The sequence below is a fragment of the Iamia sp. SCSIO 61187 genome (assembly GCF_019443745.1).
Classification (GTDB): domain Bacteria; phylum Actinomycetota; class Acidimicrobiia; order Acidimicrobiales; family Iamiaceae; genus Iamia.
Genome location: NZ_CP050948.1, coordinates 2,824,477 through 2,842,461 on the forward strand (window position 1 = coordinate 2,824,477; position 17,985 = coordinate 2,842,461).

The 17,985-nt window shown below is 73.9% G+C and carries 18 protein-coding genes and 1 tRNA gene; 8 read left to right on the forward strand and 11 right to left on the reverse strand.

Features of this window, described 5'->3' with window-relative positions; all coding sequences use genetic code 11:
* Position 1: 1 nt before the first annotated feature.
* The 3 genes from HC251_RS13435 to polA form a co-directional block, all read right to left on the reverse strand.
* Entirely contained in the window at positions 2 to 4,537 is a 4,536-nt protein-coding gene (locus HC251_RS13435) for an Ig-like domain-containing protein (protein ID WP_219941117.1), read from the reverse strand.
* Positions 4,538 to 4,669: 132 nt separating this feature from the next.
* A complete protein-coding gene (locus tag HC251_RS13440) occupies positions 4,670 to 5,128 on the reverse strand; it encodes a hypothetical protein (protein WP_219941118.1) in 459 nt (152 codons plus the stop codon).
* Between the two features lie 10 nt (positions 5,129 to 5,138).
* Complete coding sequence (polA, locus tag HC251_RS13445; protein WP_219941119.1) at positions 5,139 to 7,859, reverse strand: DNA polymerase I; 2,721 nt, start codon at positions 7,857 to 7,859, stop codon at positions 5,139 to 5,141.
* Positions 7,860 to 7,937: 78 nt separating this feature from the next.
* Here polA and HC251_RS13450 point away from each other — a divergent pair, with 78 nt between their 5' ends.
* Positions 7,938 to 9,272: a hypothetical protein gene (locus HC251_RS13450; protein WP_219941120.1), complete on the forward strand. Its 1,335-nt coding sequence runs from the start codon at positions 7,938 to 7,940 to the stop codon at positions 9,270 to 9,272.
* 21 nt (positions 9,273 to 9,293) lie between these two features.
* Here the strand turns inward: HC251_RS13450 and HC251_RS13455 are convergent, their stop codons facing one another.
* Both HC251_RS13455 and HC251_RS13460 read right to left on the reverse strand, forming a co-directional pair.
* Positions 9,294 to 9,875: an ANTAR domain-containing response regulator gene (locus tag HC251_RS13455; RefSeq protein ID WP_219941121.1), complete on the reverse strand. Its 582-nt coding sequence runs from the start codon at positions 9,873 to 9,875 to the stop codon at positions 9,294 to 9,296.
* A gap of 70 nt (positions 9,876 to 9,945) precedes the next feature.
* On the reverse strand, positions 9,946 to 10,239 hold the full coding sequence (locus HC251_RS13460) for a hypothetical protein (RefSeq protein ID WP_219941122.1): 294 nt from the start codon (positions 10,237 to 10,239) through the stop codon (positions 9,946 to 9,948).
* A 54-nt stretch (positions 10,240 to 10,293) separates the two neighbouring features.
* On the opposite strand from HC251_RS13460, the gene HC251_RS13465 reads away from it, so the two are divergent.
* The 4 genes from HC251_RS13465 (at position 10,294) to HC251_RS13480 (ending at position 12,021) form a co-directional block, all read left to right on the forward strand.
* Positions 10,294 to 11,226 (forward strand): DMT family transporter, encoded by a 933-nt coding sequence (locus HC251_RS13465; protein WP_219941123.1) that lies wholly within the window; start codon positions 10,294 to 10,296, stop codon positions 11,224 to 11,226.
* Positions 11,223 to 11,702 carry a DUF3105 domain-containing protein gene (locus tag HC251_RS13470; protein WP_219941124.1) on the forward strand — a complete coding sequence of 160 codons (480 nt, stop codon included), beginning with the start codon at positions 11,223 to 11,225 and terminating at the stop codon, positions 11,700 to 11,702. The genes HC251_RS13465 and HC251_RS13470 overlap by 4 nt, the downstream gene beginning before the upstream one ends.
* A 50-nt stretch (positions 11,703 to 11,752) precedes the next feature.
* A tRNA-Leu gene (locus tag HC251_RS13475) sits at positions 11,753 to 11,836 on the forward strand.
* 23 nt (positions 11,837 to 11,859) lie between these two features.
* Complete coding sequence (locus tag HC251_RS13480; protein WP_219941125.1) at positions 11,860 to 12,021, forward strand: hypothetical protein; 162 nt, start codon at positions 11,860 to 11,862, stop codon at positions 12,019 to 12,021.
* Positions 12,022 to 12,027: 6 nt separating this feature from the next.
* Here HC251_RS13480 and bcp read toward each other — a convergent pair whose 3' ends face one another.
* The 3 genes from bcp to HC251_RS13495 are packed head-to-tail and all read right to left on the reverse strand — an operon-like array spanning position 12,028 to position 13,274.
* Complete coding sequence (gene bcp / locus HC251_RS13485) at positions 12,028 to 12,492, reverse strand: thioredoxin-dependent thiol peroxidase (protein WP_219941126.1); 465 nt, start codon at positions 12,490 to 12,492, stop codon at positions 12,028 to 12,030.
* Positions 12,493 to 12,516: 24 nt separating this feature from the next.
* Positions 12,517 to 12,924, reverse strand: a complete 408-nt coding sequence (locus tag HC251_RS13490; RefSeq protein WP_219941127.1) for a globin — start codon at positions 12,922 to 12,924, stop codon at positions 12,517 to 12,519.
* Positions 12,924 to 13,274 (reverse strand): hypothetical protein, encoded by a 351-nt coding sequence (locus tag HC251_RS13495; protein ID WP_219941128.1) that lies wholly within the window; start codon positions 13,272 to 13,274, stop codon positions 12,924 to 12,926. The genes HC251_RS13490 and HC251_RS13495 overlap by 1 nt, the downstream gene beginning before the upstream one ends.
* A gap of 133 nt (positions 13,275 to 13,407) precedes the next feature.
* Between HC251_RS13495 and HC251_RS13500 the strand changes: the two genes are divergently transcribed.
* Genes HC251_RS13500 through HC251_RS13510 form a run of 3 tightly spaced genes read left to right on the forward strand, consistent with a single transcriptional unit; the run spans position 13,408 to position 14,980 of the window.
* The gene (locus HC251_RS13500) at positions 13,408 to 13,701 is read left to right on the forward strand and encodes a hypothetical protein (protein WP_219941129.1); all 294 of its coding nucleotides are present in this window, start codon (positions 13,408 to 13,410) and stop codon (positions 13,699 to 13,701) included.
* A gap of 54 nt (positions 13,702 to 13,755) precedes the next feature.
* Positions 13,756 to 14,457 (forward strand): dienelactone hydrolase family protein, encoded by a 702-nt coding sequence (locus HC251_RS13505; protein WP_219941130.1) that lies wholly within the window; start codon positions 13,756 to 13,758, stop codon positions 14,455 to 14,457.
* A 10-nt stretch (positions 14,458 to 14,467) separates the two neighbouring features.
* On the forward strand, positions 14,468 to 14,980 hold the full coding sequence (locus HC251_RS13510; protein WP_219941131.1) for a hypothetical protein: 513 nt from the start codon (positions 14,468 to 14,470) through the stop codon (positions 14,978 to 14,980).
* A gap of 5 nt (positions 14,981 to 14,985) precedes the next feature.
* On the opposite strand, the gene HC251_RS13515 is transcribed toward HC251_RS13510, so the two are convergent.
* Genes HC251_RS13515 through trpB form a run of 3 tightly spaced genes read right to left on the reverse strand, consistent with a single transcriptional unit; the run spans position 14,986 to position 17,962 of the window.
* Complete coding sequence (locus tag HC251_RS13515; protein WP_219941132.1) at positions 14,986 to 15,999, reverse strand: isopenicillin N synthase family oxygenase; 1,014 nt, start codon at positions 15,997 to 15,999, stop codon at positions 14,986 to 14,988.
* Positions 15,999 to 16,787: a tryptophan synthase subunit alpha gene (trpA, locus tag HC251_RS13520; RefSeq protein ID WP_219941133.1), complete on the reverse strand. Its 789-nt coding sequence runs from the start codon at positions 16,785 to 16,787 to the stop codon at positions 15,999 to 16,001. The genes HC251_RS13515 and trpA overlap by 1 nt, the downstream gene beginning before the upstream one ends.
* Positions 16,784 to 17,962, reverse strand: a complete 1,179-nt coding sequence (gene trpB / locus HC251_RS13525) for a tryptophan synthase subunit beta (protein ID WP_219941134.1) — start codon at positions 17,960 to 17,962, stop codon at positions 16,784 to 16,786. The genes trpA and trpB overlap by 4 nt, the downstream gene beginning before the upstream one ends.
* Between the last annotated feature and the right edge of the window lie 23 nt (positions 17,963 to 17,985).

Below are 17,985 nucleotides of genomic sequence, written 5' to 3' on the forward strand. Positions count from 1 at the left end.
GTCAGGGGGCTCCGGCCGCAGCCAGGTACTCGTCGGTGGCGGCCAGGGCGACGGCGAGGTCGCGGTCGTCCAGCCTGGTGAGGCGGCCGGCCCACAGGTCACGCTCGGAGGCGGTCGGGGTCCGGTCGAGCAGCAGGTCGTACTGGACGACGGTCCGCCGGTGGCGCGACTCCAGGCCGCCGTGGACGGCCCGGGCCAGCGCCGTGCGGGAGGTGCCCCGTTGGAGGGACGCCACCTGCAGCCAGCGCTCGGTGGCGGTGGGCGCCCGGCCGAGGACCGCCAGGAACACGGCCTCCACGAACCCGACCTGCGTCCCGCCCGCCCGGGCCAGGAACTCCGGCGACCCCATCAGACGGATCGGCAGCTCGGACACGGACAGCCCGGTGCGGACCCGCTCGGACCAGTAGGCGAGGCCGCCGGGCTCGGCCGGTCGCCCGAGGTACGTGAGGTAGGCGCGCCCCACGACGAGCCGGGCGTACTCGCCGCTGCGCGCCACCTTCCGGGCGACCGTCGCTCGGGAGTCGAGACCGTCCAGCAGGCGATCGCCCCAGAAGGCCAGACCGCTGGCCTCGGCCGGGCGCCCGAGGAAGTCCCGGTAGAGGGCGTCGACGAAGGCGTCGGTGGAGCGCGTGACCGTGAGGGTGACGGTGGCCGCCCCTGACGGCAGGTCGCCGTCGCTGGCGCGGTAGGTGAAGGTGTCCTCGCCGGTGAAGCCGGCGTCGGGCGTGTAGGTGAACGACCCGTCGGCCTGCAGGGCGAGGGTGCCGTGGTCGACGTCGTCGCCCAGCGCCGCAGTCAGCGCGTCCCCGTCGGCGTCGGTGTCGTTGCCGAGGACCCCGGGTGCGGCATCGGTCAGGGTGGTCTCGAAGTCGACGTCGTACTCGTCGGGCTGAGCGGCGGGCGCGGCGTTGGGCTCGGGGCCGACGGTGATGGTGACCGTCGCGGCGGGCGATGACAGCTCGCCGTCGGAGGCGGTGTAGGTGAACGTGTCGTCACCGCTGAAGCCGGCGTCGGGCGTGTAGGTGAACGACCCGTCCGCCTGGAGGGCGAGCGTGCCGTGATCGACGTCGTCGCCCAGCGCCGCGGTCAGCGCGTCACCGTCCTCGTCGGTGTCGTTGCCGAGGACCCCCGGCGCAGCAGCCGTGTAGAGGGTCTCGTAGGCGGTGGAGTAGGCGTCGGCCACCGCGACGGGGGCGCCGTTCGGCTTCTCCCCCACCGTGATCGTGACCGTGGTCGTGGCCGACGCGAGCCGGCCGTCGCTGGCGACGTAGGTGAAGGTGTCGTCGCCGGAGAACCCGTCGTCGGGGGTGTAGACGAACGATCCGTCGGGCGAGAGGCTCAGCACCCCGTCCTCGACGTCCTCGACCAGCGTCGCCGTCAGGGTGTCGTCCTCGGCGTCGGTGTCGTTGCCCAGGACCCCGGGGGCGGCGACCGTGAGCGGCGTCTCGTAGGCGGTGTCGTGGTCGTCGGCCACCGCCGTGGGCGCGGTGTTGGGATCGGGGCCGACGGTGATCGTCACCGTGGTCGCCGGCGACGACCGCTCCCCGTCACCGGCGGTGTAGGTGAAGGTGTCGGCGCCGGTGGATCCGGCATCGGGGGTGTAGGTGAACGACCCGTCGGGCGCCAGGGCCAGCGTCCCGTCGTCGACGTCGTCGACGAGGCTCGCCGTGATCGGGTCCTCGGTCGGGTCGGTGTCGTTGCCCAGCACACCCGGGGCGGGAACCGTCAGCGGCGTCTCGAAGGCGGTCGCATAGGTTTCGGCGACCGCGGTCGGGGCCGCGTTGGGGAGGTCGTCGCAGAGCGCCTCGGCGATCGACAGGCTGACGTCGCGCAGGATGCCGGTGTCCTGCTGTTCGGCGTCGGACATCGTGAGGGTCCACGTCCCCGCCGCGGCCTCGCCGTCGAACGCCGACAGCGGCTCGGCCGGCAGGAAGGTGCCGGTGTAGGGCGCCGATGACGGCGGGGCCGACGCGAACGGATCGGTGGCGTCGTCGCTGAACGTGGTCTGGCACAGGTTGTTGCCGCTGTTGTCCCGAGGGGCCATCAGCGTCACCGTGGTGCCCGCCGGCGACGTGAGGGTCGCCCGGAGGTCGCCGACGTAGCTGTGGGCCAGCCCGACCGTCGTGGACCCGACGGTGGCGTCGCAGGCCGACCCGCCGATGGTGAGGGTCAGGTCGCCGACCGTTCCCGGGTCGTCGACCTCGATGGTGGCGGTGACCGGCGTCGGCGCCGTCGGGTCACCCGGGGCGGGGCCGTCGGGGATGGAGATCGCCGGGCCCGTGTACGCCGTGGTCGCCGCGGCCGCCAACGACCCGAAGACGTCCCAGGTGAAGGTGTCGGTGCGGCTGCCCACCCCGCCCCCGGACCAGGTGGTCGTCGCCGCGAGGGTCAGGGTGGTCCCGCACTCGCAATCGGGCGAGATCCGCACCCGGAACGTGGCTTCGCCCGTCGCCCCCGCCGCCAGGGTCGTCGGTCCGGCGGTCAAGGAGCGCACCGTGGCGTCCGCCGACGCCGAGGTCAGGGCCACGACGACCTCGGTCGCCGGGATCCCACCCGAGTTCTCGACCGCCTGGGCCACGTCGAACACCTCACCCGGCTCGTAGGCGGCGTCCCCGTCACCCGCGACCTCCGTGACGGTGCGGCCGGTCGGCCGCACGTTCGGAGCCTGGTCGAGCCCGAGCAGGGCGATCAGAGGTGGTGCGGTGACGATCCCCGCACCAGTGGTGACGTCGGGCCCGGGCACCTCGATGTCGATGGCCGAGGCTGCCAAGGCGGCCTCGATGGCGTCCGGGGTCAGGGTCGGATCGCCTCCGAGGGCCAGGGCGGCGACGGCGGCAGCGTTGGGGGCGGCCGCCGAGGTGCCGAAGAAGGGGATGAAACCCGGTGTGGTGGTGGTGGTGCCGTCCGCCGCGGTGAGGTCGACGCCCTGGTGCACGACGCCCCCCAGCGAGGTGAACACGCCCGGGGTCAGCGGGGTGCCGTCCGGCGCGAAGAACTGGCGCACCGGTCCGTCGCTGGTGAAGGTCTCGCTGAGGTCGCCGGCGGAGTGGGTCCCGGGGAACGGGCCCGTGGGGGCGCCGGCGGTGAAGGCCCCGGCGGCCGGGGTGGCGGCGGTGCTGATGGCGTCGACGCTGGCGTTGTGGCCGAAGGTGGCGCCGGCGGTGGCGAAAGCCAACCTCCCCCGCGAGGTGTGGACCGCCAGGAACCGGCTCTCGCCGGAGTACTTCGTCACGATGAGGCGCTCGCCCTCGAACACCTCGCCGACGATCTCCACCGGATCGTCGTTGCCGTCCTGTGTGTTGGTGCTGGCGTCGACGATGGCCGTGCCGGCGGCGTTGACGACGTAGAGGTCGTAGTCGTTGGTCGCGCCGCCGAGCGGGTCTGCCCACTTCAACATGGCGACCGACGCCCTCGCCAGCACCGTGTTGTGGCCCACACCGGTGCCCCAGCCGTGGACGGAGCCGGCGGTGGCCAGGAGGCCGGATGCCGGGCCGACGTCCTGGAAGTCACCCTGCCAGGTGCCCGAGGTGCCGTCGGCCAGGTTGCCGCTGTTGGAGGCCGATGTGAAGAACAGGGCCCCGGCGGCCCGGACGGTGCTGACGGCCTGGGCCACGATGCCGTCCTGGAACACGGCCTCGGCGAAGTAGGTGATGTCGTCGACGATCACGTCGCACCCGGAGGCTCGGAGGCCGAGGATGTTCTGGGCGAACTGCGCCTGGCTCGGGAGGGCGGTGGCGAACCCCAGCTCGGCCCCCGGCGCGATGTCGTGGACGAGCTCGAGCATGGCGGTGCCCTCGTCGCCGTCCCCCGCCTGGCCGGCGAGGACGTCGACCGCGGGCAGGTCCCCGGAGCCCTGACGGGCGGCGAGGCTGTCAACGCCGTCGGACAGCACGCAGACCTTCACCCCGGTGCCGTCGAGCCCGTAGGTGTCGCGCACCTGGGCCGCACCCATCGTCACGTCCGCCTCGTTCGACCCGAGGCCGACGCTGCTCGTGGTCGCGCCGGCCGTGGGCGCGACATCGCGGTTGAGCTCGAACCCACCGGCGGCGGCGATGCTGTCGACAGAGGGAAGGGCTGCGAGCCCGGTGACCTCGTCGACGGGGACGAGGGCCCGCACGGCGTCGAAGCCGGGGACGGCCGCGACCACCTCGCCACCGACGTCCTCGATCCGGTCCAGCAGGGCGGGCTCGACGGTGCCGGCGATGTCGACCTCGGTCCGACCGTCGCCGTCGACCTCGGCTGCGCTGCGCAGGCGGGGCGCGCCCTCGACCGCCACGCCGTCCCTCTCCTCGGCCACGGCGTAGAGGAGGTCCGACGAGACCTTCCGCTCGGTGCGGGTCCGACCCGCCTTGTCGGCGGCGATGGCCTCGACCTGGGATGCGGCCGCGGCCGACAGCCCCGAGTCCGGCGGGGCGGGGGCGGGGTCGGGGGGCTGCTGGGCGCTCGCCGGGACGGCGACGGCGCCGACGGCCGTCACGGCGATGAGAGCGCTGAGGACCAGGCGCCGGCCGACGCCAGTGGATGAGGTGGTCGGCACGTGCTGCCTTCCGTCGCGCCGCGGCGCGTGTCATGTCGGCCCCGCCCCCGGCGCAGCCCGCCGCCACCCTCCGGTGGGTGGCCCTCTGAACGTAGTGCGCGGCCGGGCGCCGCCCGGACACGTCGGCCCCGGTCAGCCCCCAGCGGCCTCGTCGTTGGCGTCGACTGCCGGTTCGTCGCCCAGGGCGGCCTCCTCGGCGGCCTCCAGCTCGCGCGGCGCGGCGACGGCCTGGGCCTGCTCCTCCTCCGACAGCGGGGGGAGGCCCTGCTCGTCGCGGATGACCGCGTCGAGGGCGGCCCGGTAGGCGGCCTCGGCCTCGGCCCGGGCGGCACCCGGTACGTCGCGGCGCCGGACCTCCTTGAGCCGGGCGGCGGCGGCGTCCTTGGCCCGGTTGAGCTCGCGTCGACGGTCCTCGCGCTGTTGGGCCTCGCGCCGGACGCGTGCGGCCTGGCGCTGCTCCTCGCGCTCGGCCTCCCGCCGCTCGGCGAAGATCTGGGCCGCGCTCCTCTGGGCGACCTTGCGACCGGAGCGGGTGCCGAGGTCGGGCTGGTCCCCCACCCCTCCGGGCTTGTGGCGCTTGCGTGCCGGCATGTCGTCCCTCCTACTTGGCGTCGGCCCAGGTCGCCCCGAAGGCCAGGTTGACCTCGAGGGGGACCCGGAGGTCGGCCGCGCCCCGCATGACCTCGAGGGTGAGCGCGGCGATGGCGTCGTGCTCCTTCGGCTCCACGTCGAGGATCACCTCGTCGTGGACCTGCAGGATCACCCGGCTGGCCGCCCCCTGGTCGGCGAGCGCCTGATCGAGCCGGACCAGGGCCACCTTGAAGATGTCGGCGGCCAGGCCCTGGATCCCGGCGTTCATCGCCTGGCGCTCCCCGGCCATCCGGATGCCCCGGTTGCGGGACTGCAGCTCGGGGATGGGGCGGCGCCGGCCGAAGAGGGTCTCGGTGTAGCCCCGGTCCCGGGCCTCGGCGACGGTGCGGTCCATGTAGTCCTTCACCGCGGGGAAGGCCACGAAGTAGGCGTCGAGGATCCCCCGCGCCTCCTCGACCGAGATGTTGAGCCGCTGCGAGAGCCCGTAGGCCTCCATGCCGTAGGCCAGGCCGTAGCTGACCATCTTGGCCTTGGCCCGCTGGGAGGGCGTGACCTCGGAGTCGGGCACCCCGAAGACGCGCGCCGCGGTGGTCGTGTGGATGTCGGTCCCGTCGGTGAAGGCCTGCACCAGGCCCGGGTCCTCGGCCAGGTGGGCGATGCAGCGCAGCTCGATCTGGTTGTAGTCGGCCACCAGGAGCTCGCAGCCCGGGGCCGGGACGAAGACCGTGCGGAACGCCCGCCCCTGCTCGGAGCGGACCGGGATGTTGTGCAGGTTCGGGGCGTCGGAGGAGAGCCGGCCGGTGCGGGCCACCGTCTGGTTGAAGGTGGCGTGGATGCGGCCGTCGGGGGCGATCTCGGCCAGCAGGCCGGTGCCGTAGGTCGAGCGCAGCTTCTCCACCTCTCGGTAGGCCAGCAGGGCGTCGACGACCTCGTGCTGGCCGCGCAGCTTCTCCAGCGACTGGGCGTCGGTCGAGAAGCCCGTCTTGGTCTTCTTCTGCGGCGTCAGCCCGAGCTTGTCGAACAGGAGGGTCCGCAGCTGGGGGGTGGAGTTCACGTTGAACTCCTCACCCGCGATCTCCCAGATCTGCTGCTGGAGCCGGATCACCTCGTCGCGCATCTTGTCGCTGATCTCGACGAGCAGCTCCTTGTCGACGCCCACGCCGACGATCTCCATGGCCGCCAGCACGGCGACGATGGGCGCCTCGATCTCGTCGTGCAGGGTCCGCAGCCCCTGGGCGTCGAGGGAGGCGAACAGCGGCTCGGCCAGGTGGGCCACGCCCAGGGCGGTGCGGCAGGCGACCCGCATGGCCCGGGCGGTGAGGTCGTCCTCGGGGGCGACGAAGTCGAGCTGGCCCTCGGGCGGGGCGTCACCGTCGGTGGCCAGCTCGGCGTGGGCGTGCTTGGCCAGCAGGGGGGCCAGCTCGTAGCGGCCCTCGGCCGGGTCGATCAGGTAGGCCGCCAGGGCGGTGTCGAGACCGAGGGAGCACACCAGCGAGGCGGGCTGGCCGTGGGGGTCGGTGCGGGCCAGCCAGCGGAGGAGGGGCTTGGCGTCGTGGGCGACGACGGGGCGGGCGTGGGGCCCGGTGAAGACGTCGGCCAGGGCGGACCGGACCTCCGGGTCGCCGAGGTGGTCGGCCGACAGCCACAGGACGTCGCCGGCCTCGGGGTCGAGCACGAGGGCCACGCCGAGCGGGTCGGAGTCCCAGCGGGGTGTGCCGTCGAAGGCGGCGGCGACCCCGATGGGCTCGCCCCGGCCCTCGCCGGCGACGGCGCCCAGCCGGGCCAGGGCCTCGTCGGTCGACTGCGGTTCGACCACCTCGGCGTCGAGCACCGAGGTCTCGGCCCCGAGCGATCCGAGGTCCTGGCCGAGGGCCTCGACCAGCCGGTCCCAGAGGGTGCGGAACTCGAGGAAGTCGAAGAGGCGGCGGACCTCGTCGACGTCGGGCTCACCCATCTTGAGCGTCTCGATGTCGACGTCGAGCTCGCAGTCGCGCCGCAGCACCATGAGCTCGGCGTTGGCCCGGACCTGGGCCTCGTTGGCGGCCAGGTTCTCCCGGAGCTTGGGGGTCTGGTCGTCGACGTGGGCGAAGAGCTCGTCGAGCGTGCCGTAGGCGTTGATCAGCTTGGCCGCCGTCTTCTCCCCCACCCCGGGCACGCCGGGCAGGTTGTCCGACGGGTCGCCCCGCATGGCGGCGTAGAGCACGTAGAGGTCGGGGCGGACACCGGTCCGCTCCTCGATGCCCTTCTCGTCGTAGTTCGCGTAGTCCGAGACGCCCCGCTTGTTGTAGATGACCCGGATGTGCGGGTCCTCGACCAGCTGGTAGGCGTCCCGGTCGCCGGTGACGATCAGCACGTCCCGCCCGGCATCTCGGGCCCGGGTGGCGAGGGTGGCGATGATGTCGTCGGCCTCGATCCCGATCTGCTCGATCGAGGGGATGGCGAGCGATTCGATGACCTGGCGGACCAGCGGCATCTGCTGGCGCAGGATGTCGGGGGCCTTGGAGCGGTTGCCCTTGTACTCGGGGTTGATGTCGTGGCGGAACGTGGGCTCGGGTCGGTCGAAGGCGACCGCCACGCCGTCGGGCTGGTGGTCCTTCAGCAGGTTCACCAGCATCGACGTGAACCCGAAGACGGCGTTGGTGACCTGGCCCGAGGCGGTGGTCAGGTCCGGGGGGAGGGCGTGGAACGCGCGGTAGGTCAGCGAGTTCCCGTCGATCAGCATCAGAGCCATGTAGGCGTCACCATAGACAGGGCGCGCGACACCGCGGCGAGGCCTCGCCGCACGGTCGAGCCGTGCGAGACTTCCCCGGTGCTGAGACGCTTCGTGGCGGGGACGAGGGCTGCGCTCAGCCCGGCGAACATCAAGGCGGCCATGCAGGCGGGGTTGGCCGCCGCCGCCGTCATGCCGAACGGTCGGGAGGTCCACCAGGCCCGGAGGATCGCGGCCGAGCCCCCGACCCCCGAGGTCGAGGCGGCGGCCGCGAGGGCGGCCGCCCTCGCCCGACACCGCCACCCCGGGTCCCGGCCGATCGCCATCGACCGCTTCACCGTCCCCGGGCCCGGGCTGGAGGGGGCGCTGGCCGTGCTCTCCGAGTCGGGGCTGGCCGGGCGGACCCACGAGGTCTGGGGGTGCTACCCGTCGGCCGCCGTGGTCCGGCCGCTGGCGATGGTGGACGGACGCCTCGGCCTCCCCGCGAGCACGCTCGGCCCGTGCACCCTCCCGTGGGTCGAGTGGACCGTCGTCCACGCCGGCGGCCCCGAGCTGAGCGCCGGTCTCTCGGCCGCGGCCGCCGCCGTCGCCGCCGGGGCCCAGCCGCCGCACTACGTGGCCTCCGTGCGCCTCGCCCGCGGCGAGAGCTGGCTCGACCGACCGCGCGCCGACCCGCTTCCGTTCGACGAGGACCTCGCCGCCTTGATGGCCCACCACGGCGGGGTCGACCCGGCCTACTGCCTCGGCGTCCACCGGGTGCTCGACTGGGGGGTGTTCGGCCCACCCCAGCAGCGCTCGGTGATGGTGGAGCCAAGCGGGGTCCAGGTCCTCGGGCGCAACGACGCCGGGCTGCGCGAGGCCCGCTCCACGCTGGCCCGCGGGGCGCCCCTGCGGTGCTTGGCGGCCGAGGCCGACGACCTGCCGATCCGGGTCGAGGTGCTCGACCCATCCCTCCGCAGCCTGATCGAGCCCCACCCGTGGACCGGTTCGCCGCCCGAGCTCACCGCCTACCCCGACCTGCCGGTCGACGCCGACGAGCTGCTCCGGGCGTACCTCGAGATCGTGGGCGTCGACCCGGGTGACTGCTACGGCGTGTCCACCTCGATCCGCGAGCAGCAGTCGGCACCGGTCGTCCCGTCCGCCGGCGACACCGAGCGGGGCGACGCCGCCAGCCTCGTCACCCTCGTCTACCGCGACCGCGACGCCTACGAGGACGGGCGCGAGCGGTTCGCCGTGTGGAGCCGCGACGAGACGGGCACGGTGTTCGTCGACGAGCGCGAGGCCGTCGACTCGGTCCAGCGGTGGGGCAACCGGGCGCTCAAGGTCAAGAACGTCGACACCATAGGCCTCGGCACCTTCCGCGAGCACAACGTCGGCCAGGAGATGGACGTGCAGCTCTACCCCTACTGCGCCGGGCCCCGCCCCACGCCGTAGGGCGCCGGGCTGGCGCCGCCGTCAGGTCGGCGGGACCAGGGCCCCCGACAGGATCTCGTCGGCCACGTGGCGCATGGTGCGGCGCTCGCGCATCGCCGTCTTCTGGATGAAGGAGAAGGCGGCGCCCTCGGTCATCCCGTGGTCGTCCATCAGCCGCCCCTTGGCCCGGTCGACGAGCTTGCGGCTCTCCAGCTGCTCCTCGAGCGAGGTGGCCTGGTCGTGCAGGGCCTTCATCTCCTTGAACCGGCCCAGCGCCACCTCGATGGCGGGCAGGAGCTCGGCCTTCTGGAACGGCTTGACCAGGTAGCCGAGGGCCCCGGCGTCGCGGGCCCGCTCGATCAGGTCTCGCTGGCTGAAGGCGGTGAGGATCAGCACCGCCGCCAGCCGCTCACCGGCGATCTCGCGCGCCGCTGACAGCCCGTCGAGCCCCGGCATCTTGATGTCGAGGATGGCGATGTCGGGCTGGTGCTCGCGGACCAGGCGCACGGCCTCGTCGCCGCGCCCGGTCTCGGCCACGACCTCGTAGCCCTCCTCCTGGAGGGTCTCGGACAGGTCCAGTCGGATGATGGCCTCGTCCTCGGCGATCACCACGCGGGTCGTCATCTTTGGCTCCCCTCGTCGTCGGTCATGGCCGGCCCAGGATGCCAGGCCCGCAGGTCGTCGGATGCCACCCCTACGCCCGGCCCGCCTGGAAGCGGTCGAGCAGCTCGTCCTGTGCCTGCTCCAGCCGGGCGATCTCGTCGACCACCGCCTGGCGGTGGCGCCGCATGGCGTCGGCGTGACCGGACGCCTCGGAGAGCTCCCGGGCCGACGTCGGCGTCTCCGACACCAACGACCGGATGCGGGCGTCGTCGGCCTCGTCGGCCAGCTGGAGCAGCTGCTCGTCGGTGACCACGAGCTCCTCCCGCAGCCGCTTGAGCCGCGTCCCCACGTCGCGCAGACGACGCTCGACGAGGATCCGGGCCATGGGGCGATCCTATGCAAGTGGTGGCCCGGGCCCGTGGCCCGCCAGGATGACGACGTGGTCCGCCTGTTCGCCCTCAGCTTCATCTGGGGGTGGTCGTTCCTGTTCATCCAGGTGGCCGGGCAGGACCTCACCCCCTCGGCCGTGGCCGCGGGGCGGACCGGCCTCGGCGCCGTCGTGCTGCTCACGGTCCTGCGCCTCACCCACACCCCCATCCCCCGCGACCGGCGGACGCTGCTCAGCCTGCTGTTCGTCGGCGGGGTCGGCTCGGCCATCCCGTTCACGCTGCTGGCCTGGGGCGTCCAGCACATCGACTCCGGCCTCACCGCCGTGCTGAACGCCAGCACCCCCCTGTTCACCGCCGGGCTGGCCGTCCCCCTCCTCGGCGAGCGGGCCAAGCCTCGCGTCGTCGTGGGCCTGGTCATCGGCTTCGTCGGCGTGGCCGTGGTCGCAGGCGTCGGCGGGGACGACCTCGGCGGCACGCAGGGCCTCGCCGTCATGGCCCCCGTGCTCGCCGGCTTCTTCTACGGGCTCACGTTCTGCTTCGCGGCCCGCAACCTGATGGGCATCCCGCCGGTCGTCGCCGCCACCGGCCAGGTGGTCGGGGCGACGCTGCTCCTCGCCCCGCTCGCCATCGCCACGACCGTCGCCGACGGACAGGTCCCCGGGCCCCGCCAGATCGGCTCGATGCTCGTCCTGGGATCGATGGGGACGGGCGTCGCGTACCTGCTGAGCTTCCGGATCATCGCCGACCTGGGGCCGACCGTGGCGTCGCTGTGCACCTACCTCATCCCCGTCGTCGCCCTGATCGTCGGGGGCGTCGTGCTCGACGAGCACATCACGCCGCGGGTGATCGTCGGCGGCGCCATCACCATCGCCGCCGTCGCCGTCGTGACCCGGGCCCGCCAGCACGCCGCCCGCCACGAAGGGCCCCTCCCCGTCGAACCCGACGTGGGCGACCCCGCCCCCCGCGCCGGCCACGCCCGATGAGGGCGATCCTGGCGGCCCTGCTGGTCACGGCCACGCTCGCGGCCTGTGGCGACGCCGGCTCGGCCGGGTGCGGTCCGGTGCGGCGCGAGGAGCTCGACACCCGGTCGGTCCACGTCCTGCCCGGCGCCGAGGCCCCCGAGTACCGCACCGACCCGCCGACGTCCGGCCCGCACCTCCCGTCGCCGTCCACCGAGCACGTGCGCACCGAGCCGCTGGCGCCACCCGTCCAGGTCGGCCTGTTGGAGGAGGGCGGGGTCCTCATCCAGCACTCGGGGCTGACCGAGGGCCAGCGGGCGTCGGTCGAGGCCCTCGCCGGCGACGGCGTGACCGTGGCTCCGGCCGACGACCTGCCCGAGGACGCCGCCGTGGTGGCCACCGCCTGGGTGACCAAGCAGGTGTGCCCCGAGGTCGACGTGGCCACGCTGGAGCGCTTCGCCCGCGACCACGTCGACGGAGGCCCCGGCGACCACGGCTAGCGAGGAGGCGGGGAGCATCGACCGGGGGCCCGGCTACGCTCGACCGGCTCGCCCGGATGGCGCAACTGGCTGACGCGGTGGACTCAAAATCCACTGCCCGCAAGGGCATGCGGGTTCGAATCCCGCTCCGGGCACGACGCCGCTACGGTGCGGATCCATGCTCGACCCGACCTCACTGTCGAGGCCCGTCGTGCGTCGGGTCCGGCGTCTCGTGCTGCTCGGCGCGGCCGTCGTCGCCGTCGCCCTGGCCCGCGACCGGATCATCAGCGACGCCGAGCGACGCGACGCCGAGAGCCTCGGCCTCCCGCCCCGTCCGTAGCGCGGATCAGCCGAGGGACTCCAGCGCCTTCAGCAGCTTCGTCGGCGTGTCCTTGGGCGAGATCTTGGGCCAAGCCTCGACGATCCTGCCGTCGGCCCCGACCAGGAACGCCGACCGGATGATCCCCATGTAGGTGCGGCCGTAGTTCTTCTTCTCGCCCCAGACGCCGTAGCGCTCGGCGACGACGTGGTCGGGGTCCGACAGCAGGGTGAACCCGAGCCCGTACTTCTCGTCGAACCTGGCCAGCTTGGCCGGCGGGTCCGGGCTGATGCCGATGATGGCGGTGTCGCCGATGTCGCCGGCCACGTCGCGCAGGCCGCACGACTGGGTCGTGCACCCGGGTGTGTCGGCCTTCGGGTAGAAGTACACGAGCACCGGGTGACCGGCGTGGTCGGCGAGCTTCACCTTCTCGCCGTTCTGGTCGAGCAGGGTGATCGGTGGCGCCTTCTTGCCGGGCTCAGGGGTTGCCATCCCCTGATGGTGCCACGCCTCGACCTAGGAGTTGACCAGCATGACCGCGGCGTTGGTGATGTGGTCGTCCATGGCCTGACGGACCTCGTCGGGGAGGTCGGGCTCGGCGGCCAGGGCGGCACGCATGTGGTGCAGCCAGGCCGCGGCGTGGGCCTCGGTGATGGCGAAGGGCATGTGGCGCATCCGCAGGCGCGGGTGGCCCCGCTCGTCGGAGTACTGGACCGTGCCGCCACCCCAGTACTGGGCGAAGAACCCAGCCGTGTGGCGGCGGCTCTCGGTGAGGTCCTCGGGGTAGAGCGGGCGCAGCAGCGGGTCGGTCTCCACCGCGTCGTAGAAGCGATCCACCACCCGGTCGAAGAAGTCCCGGCCACCGACGGCGTCGAACACCGTGGGCAGGCGGCCGCCGCTGGGATCGGGGACGCCGACCTGCATCAGGCCCCCTCCCCCGCGCCCTCGCTCGCCGGTGACCGCCGCAGCCCGGCGTGGCCGAAGAACCCCCCGACCGGGCGGGCGTGGGCGTGGTAGTGGTCGGGGATCTGGCGCATGTCGTCGTCGACGTAGTGCTCGAAGGTGAAGTGCTCGCCCACCACGGCGGCGAGGCGGGCGTGCAGCTCGGCCCGGACGGCGTCGTCGGGCGCCTTGTCGTGGGCGCGCAGGACGACCATCGGCACCGTGCAGATCGTGCACTCGGCGATCCAGCACAGGTCGTCGTCGTGGTACCAGGGCGTGAGCCGCTCGGCGCGGCAGAGCGGGCAGTCGCCGTCGGCGGGGGGAGCGGGCACGGCCCCAGGGTACGGGCGTGCCGAGTCGCTGCCGACGACGGCGCCAGCGCTATGTTCCGGGGACGCATCGAGGCCCCCGGGGCGCACGGCCGATGCGACCCACCGACGCCCCCACTCCCCCGAAGGTTCCTCCATGACCAGCTCGTCCCTCCGCCGTCTCGCGCTCGGCCTCGCCGCCCCCGCCGTCCTCGCCCTGGGCCTCTCGGCGTGCGGGTCCTCCGACGCGTCGCGCTCCGACGTCCAGGAGCAGCTCGAGAAGGGTGGGCTGTCCGAGGAGCAGGCCACGTGCGTCACCGACAGCCTCTTCGACGAGCTCGACCAGGGTCAGATCAACGACCTCTACGAGGCCGACACCCCCGAGGAGGCCGGCGAGGCCGCCACCGAGGCTCTCACCACCGCCACCCAGGAGTGCGTCAGCGCCGAGTGATCCCCTCGTCGCCGGGGAGCGTGCGAGGGGCGAGACAGACATAGGGTCGACCCCATGAGCGCGCGCCGCCACGCCGGGACGGCCTACGTGGTGACCCCCGAGGGCGGGTCGGGGCCCGGGGTCCTGGTGCTCCACGCGTGGTGGGGCCTGACACCGTTCTTCCGGGGGGTCGCCGACCGCCTGGCCGACGCCGGGTTCGTCGCCCTGGCCCCCGACCTGTTCGCGGGCGAGACGGCGGCGACCCCCGACGAGGCCGAGGCCCTGCAGGCCCGGTCCAGCCCCAACGAGACCGCCGCCCTCGTGCTGTCGGCGGCCAGCGCCCTCCACGGCCTCCCGGCCACCACCGGTGCCGGCATCGGCGTGGTGGGGTTCTCGATGGGAGGGTCGTGGGCGCTGTGGTCCGCCACCCGGGCTCCCGACCTGGTGGCCGCGGTGTCGACCTTCTACGGGGCGACGGACCTCGACCCCGAGCCGGGCCGGGCGGCCGTCCAGGCCCACTTCGCCGAGCTCGACGAGCTGGTGACCGACGACGAGAAGGTCACCTTGGAGGCCGAGCTGCGGCTCCTCGGCCGCGACGTCGAGGTCCACCACTACGCCGGCACCGGGCACTGGTTCTTCGAGGCCGACCACGAGGCCGCCTTCGACCCCGGCGCGGCCGAGCAGGCGTGGGCCCGCACCACCGCGTTCCTGCACCGGCACCTCGATCCCCCGCCCGACGCCGACGCCGACGCCGACGGGGACGAGGACGGTCCCTAACGTGCCAGGCGTGCTGCACCACGCGACCCGCCGACCCGCCGCCCTGCTCGCCGGACTCGCCCTGGTCGGCGTGGTCGCCCTCGGCGCCTGCGCGGCCGACGACGGCGACGACGCCGAACCGGGACCCGATGCGTCGCTGATCCCGCCCGAGTCGGCCCAGGCCGAGACCACGACGGGGTCCAGCACCAGCACCGCCACCGAGCCGACGACGACGGCCACCACGACGACGGCCAGCACGCCGACGGCGTTCGCCCCCTCCGCCCGCGAGGCCATCGACGGGCTGAAGACCGCCTGGGAGGCCGGCGACCAGGCCGGCGCCCGGGCCCTCGCACCCGGGGAGGTCGTCGACCAGCTCTTCGCCGTGCCCGCCGACGGGTTCGAGACCTACGGCTGCGACACCGGCGAGTTCGAGACCAGCACCTGCAACTTCCGGAACCGCTCCACCGAGGCCTTCATCGTGGTCACCGCGGCCCGCACCGACGCCGGGTGGCAGATCGCCTCCGTCGACGTCAACGCCGACTAGTCAGCTCACCACGGCGAGGAGGTTGGGGCGGCCTGGGCCGGCCCCGGACCCGGCGTCGCTCGCTCGGCCAGGGCGGGGAAGACCCTGGCCACCTTGGCCGTCAGGTAGTCGCCGTAGGTGCCGTCGAGCCGGCGGAGGCTGGTGCCGTCCCAGCGGGTGGCGGCGTCGTCGGCCGGGGCCTCGCCGGCCAGGGGCAACGGTCGCACCTCGGCGTCCCAGGACGGGTCGAAGAAGAACGGGAAGGACAGGCGGTCCCGGTCGCCGGCGGTCGGGCGCACCCGGTGGGGCGTCGACCGGTAGCGACCCTCGGTCATGCGATCGAGCATGTCGCCCAGGTTGACCACGAGGGCGCCGGGGTCGGCGGGCACGTCAACCCACCCGTCGCGCCCCCGCACCTGGAGGCCGCCCTGGTCGTCCTGGGCCAGCAGGGTCAGCAGGCCGTAGTCGGTGTGCTCGGCCACGCCCCACCCCTCGTCGCCCGGGGGGACGGGCGGGTAGCGGAAGATGCGGAACAGGACGGTGGGGTCGGCCGTGAGGTGGCGGGCGAACCAGTCGCCGCCCAGACCCAGGGCCATGCCGATCGCCCGGGCCAGCCGCTGGGCCACGGCCTCCATGGCCTCCACCCAGGCCGTGACCGCCGGGCGGAGGTCGGACGGCTCGGAGGGCCACAGGTTCGGGCCGTGGAGCGGCGTGCCCGCCACCACCCGGGGGTCGTCGACGGGCAGCTCGCGCCCGACGTAGAACCCCTCCTTGTGATCGGGCACACCCGAGGTCAGCTCGCCGTGGAGGGGGAACCAGCCCCGCCAGGCCCGGCCGCCGTGGACCATGGCGACCCGCTCCTTCTCGGCCTCCGGCCGGGCGAAGAAGGCCCGGGCGGCGGTGTCCATCCGCTGCTGGAGGGCCGGGTCGACCCCGTGGCCCACCAGGGTGAAGAACCCGACCTCCCGGCAGGCCGCGTCGACCTGGCGGGCGACCTCGTCGTCGGGCGAAGCGAGGTCGACCCGCGCCAGCTCCCTCATCACCCGGCGTCGAGGGCGGCGCGGAGCTCGGCGATGGCCTGGCCGACCCGCAGGGGGCCCTCGCCGTCGAGGACCCGCCGCATCAGCGCCGACCCGACCACGACGCCGTCGGCGTGGCTGGCGACCTCGGCGGCCTGGGCCGGGGTCGACACGCCGAAGCCCATGACCGTCGGGATGTCGGTGATCGCCTTGAGGCGGGCGGCGAGGGTGGCAGCCATGTCACCGATGGCGGCCCGCTCCCCCGTCACGCCGAGGAGGTTGACCCCGTACACGAAGCCCTGCGCCCGCCCGGTGAGGAGCGGCAGCCGGTCGTCGGGCGTCAGCGGCGACGCCAGCATCACCGTCTCCAACCCGGCCGCGGCGGCGGCCGGATCCCACTCCGGCATCTCCTCGAGGGGCACGTCGGGGAGGATCATCCCCGAGATGCCGGCGGCGCGGGACTCCGACGCGAAGCGCTCGACGCCCATCTTGAACCCGATGTTGAAGTAGGTCATGACGACCAGGGGGACGTCGACGTCCGCGCCGCTCACGTCGTCGAGGATCGAGGCCGGCGTGGCCCCGTGGGCCAGGGCCCGCTCGGACGCGGCCTGGATGGTCGGGCCGTCCATCACCGGGTCGCTGAACGGGATCCCGATCTCGATGGCGTCGGCCCCGGCATCGGCGGCCGAGCGCACCAGGTCGATCCAGCGGGGGTCGATGCCGCCGGTGATGTAGGGCACGAGGAGCTTGGCGCCGCCGTCGCGGCGGGCGCGCAGGTGGGACTCGAGGAACCCATCCGGTGCCTTCACTGCAGGCCCCGGTCGGACCCGGCGTTGGGGCCGAGGATGCGCGACACCTGCTCGACGTCCTTGTCGCCCCGCCCCGACAGGCACAGGACCACGGTCTGGCCCGCCAGGGCCTCGCGCTCGCGGATGACCCAGGCCAGGGCGTGGGCCGACTCGAGGGCGGGGATGATGCCCTCGCTGCGGCTTAGGGTCACGAAGGCGTCGACGACCTCCTCGTCGCTGACCGGGAAGTACTCGGCCCGGCCGGTGTCGGACAGGTGGGCGTGCTCGGGTCCGATGCCGGGGTAGTCGAGGCCGGCCGAGATCGACTCCGCCTCCAGCACCTGGCCCCACTCGTCCTGCATGAGGTACGACTTCGACCCGTGCACCACGCCGGGCACGCCCCGTCCCACGGCGGCGCCGCCGGCGGGCTCGGCCCCGACGAGCCGGGTGGAGGTGTCGGCGAACCCCACGAACAGCCCGGCGGCGTTCGACCCGCCGCCGACGCAGGCCACGGCCACGTCGGGATCGCCCCCGGTGAGGGCCCGGCACTGCTCGCGGGCCTCGTCGCCGAGCACCCGGTGCAGCTCGCGCACCATCCACGGGTACGGGTGCGGGCCCATGACCGAGCCGAGGCAGTAGTGGGTCGTCTCCACGGTGGCGACCCAGTCGCGCATGGCCTCGTTGACCGCGTCCTTGAGGGTGCGGCTGCCGGTGAGGGCGGGCCTGACCTCGGCGCCCAGCAGCCGCATGCGGAAGACGTTCAGCGCCTGGCGCTCCATGTCGACCTCGCCCATGTAGACGAGGCACTCCTGGTCGAGCAGGGCGGCAGCGGTGGCGGTGGCCACCCCGTGCTGGCCGGCGCCGGTCTCGGCGATGATCCGGTGCTTGCCCATCCGCTGGGCCAGCAGGGCCTGGCCCAGGACGTTGTTGATCTTGTGGGACCCGGTGTGGTTGAGGTCCTCCCGCTTGAGCAGCAGGCGGAGCCCCAGCCGCTCGGACAGGTTCTCGCACTCGGTCAGGGGCGACGGCCGGCCGGCGTAGTCCCTCAGCAGGCCGTCGAGGCGCTCCCGGAAGGCCGGGTCGGCCCAGGCGTCGCGGAACCCCTGCTCGAGCTCGGCCAGGGCCGGGATGAGGGTCTCGGGGACGAAGCGCCCGCCGAAGCGGCCGAAGCGCCCGGTGGCGTCCGGCTCGCCCATGGCGCTCGCGGAGGACGTATCCG

Bases quoted from the DNA above. Each gene is read 5' to 3' on its own strand.
- HC251_RS13440 (WP_219941118.1), bottom strand. From the start codon at position 5,128: ATGCCGGCACGCAAGCGCCACAAGCCCGGAGGGGTGGGGGACCAGCCC.
- polA (WP_219941119.1), bottom strand. From the start codon at position 7,859: ATGGCTCTGATGCTGATCGACGGGAACTCGCTGACCTACCGCGCGTTC.
- HC251_RS13455 (WP_219941121.1), bottom strand. From the start codon at position 9,875: ATGACGACCCGCGTGGTGATCGCCGAGGACGAGGCCATCATCCGACTG.
- HC251_RS13460 (WP_219941122.1), bottom strand. From the start codon at position 10,239: ATGGCCCGGATCCTCGTCGAGCGTCGTCTGCGCGACGTGGGGACGCGG.
- HC251_RS13470 (WP_219941124.1), top strand. From the start codon at position 11,223: ATGAGGGCGATCCTGGCGGCCCTGCTGGTCACGGCCACGCTCGCGGCC.
- HC251_RS13480 (WP_219941125.1), top strand. From the start codon at position 11,860: ATGCTCGACCCGACCTCACTGTCGAGGCCCGTCGTGCGTCGGGTCCGG.
- bcp (WP_219941126.1), bottom strand. From the start codon at position 12,492: ATGGCAACCCCTGAGCCCGGCAAGAAGGCGCCACCGATCACCCTGCTC.
- HC251_RS13490 (WP_219941127.1), bottom strand. From the start codon at position 12,924: ATGCAGGTCGGCGTCCCCGATCCCAGCGGCGGCCGCCTGCCCACGGTG.
- HC251_RS13500 (WP_219941129.1), top strand. From the start codon at position 13,408: ATGACCAGCTCGTCCCTCCGCCGTCTCGCGCTCGGCCTCGCCGCCCCC.
- HC251_RS13505 (WP_219941130.1), top strand. From the start codon at position 13,756: ATGAGCGCGCGCCGCCACGCCGGGACGGCCTACGTGGTGACCCCCGAG.
- HC251_RS13515 (WP_219941132.1), bottom strand. From the start codon at position 15,999: ATGAGGGAGCTGGCGCGGGTCGACCTCGCTTCGCCCGACGACGAGGTC.
- trpB (WP_219941134.1), bottom strand. From the start codon at position 17,962: ATGGGCGAGCCGGACGCCACCGGGCGCTTCGGCCGCTTCGGCGGGCGC.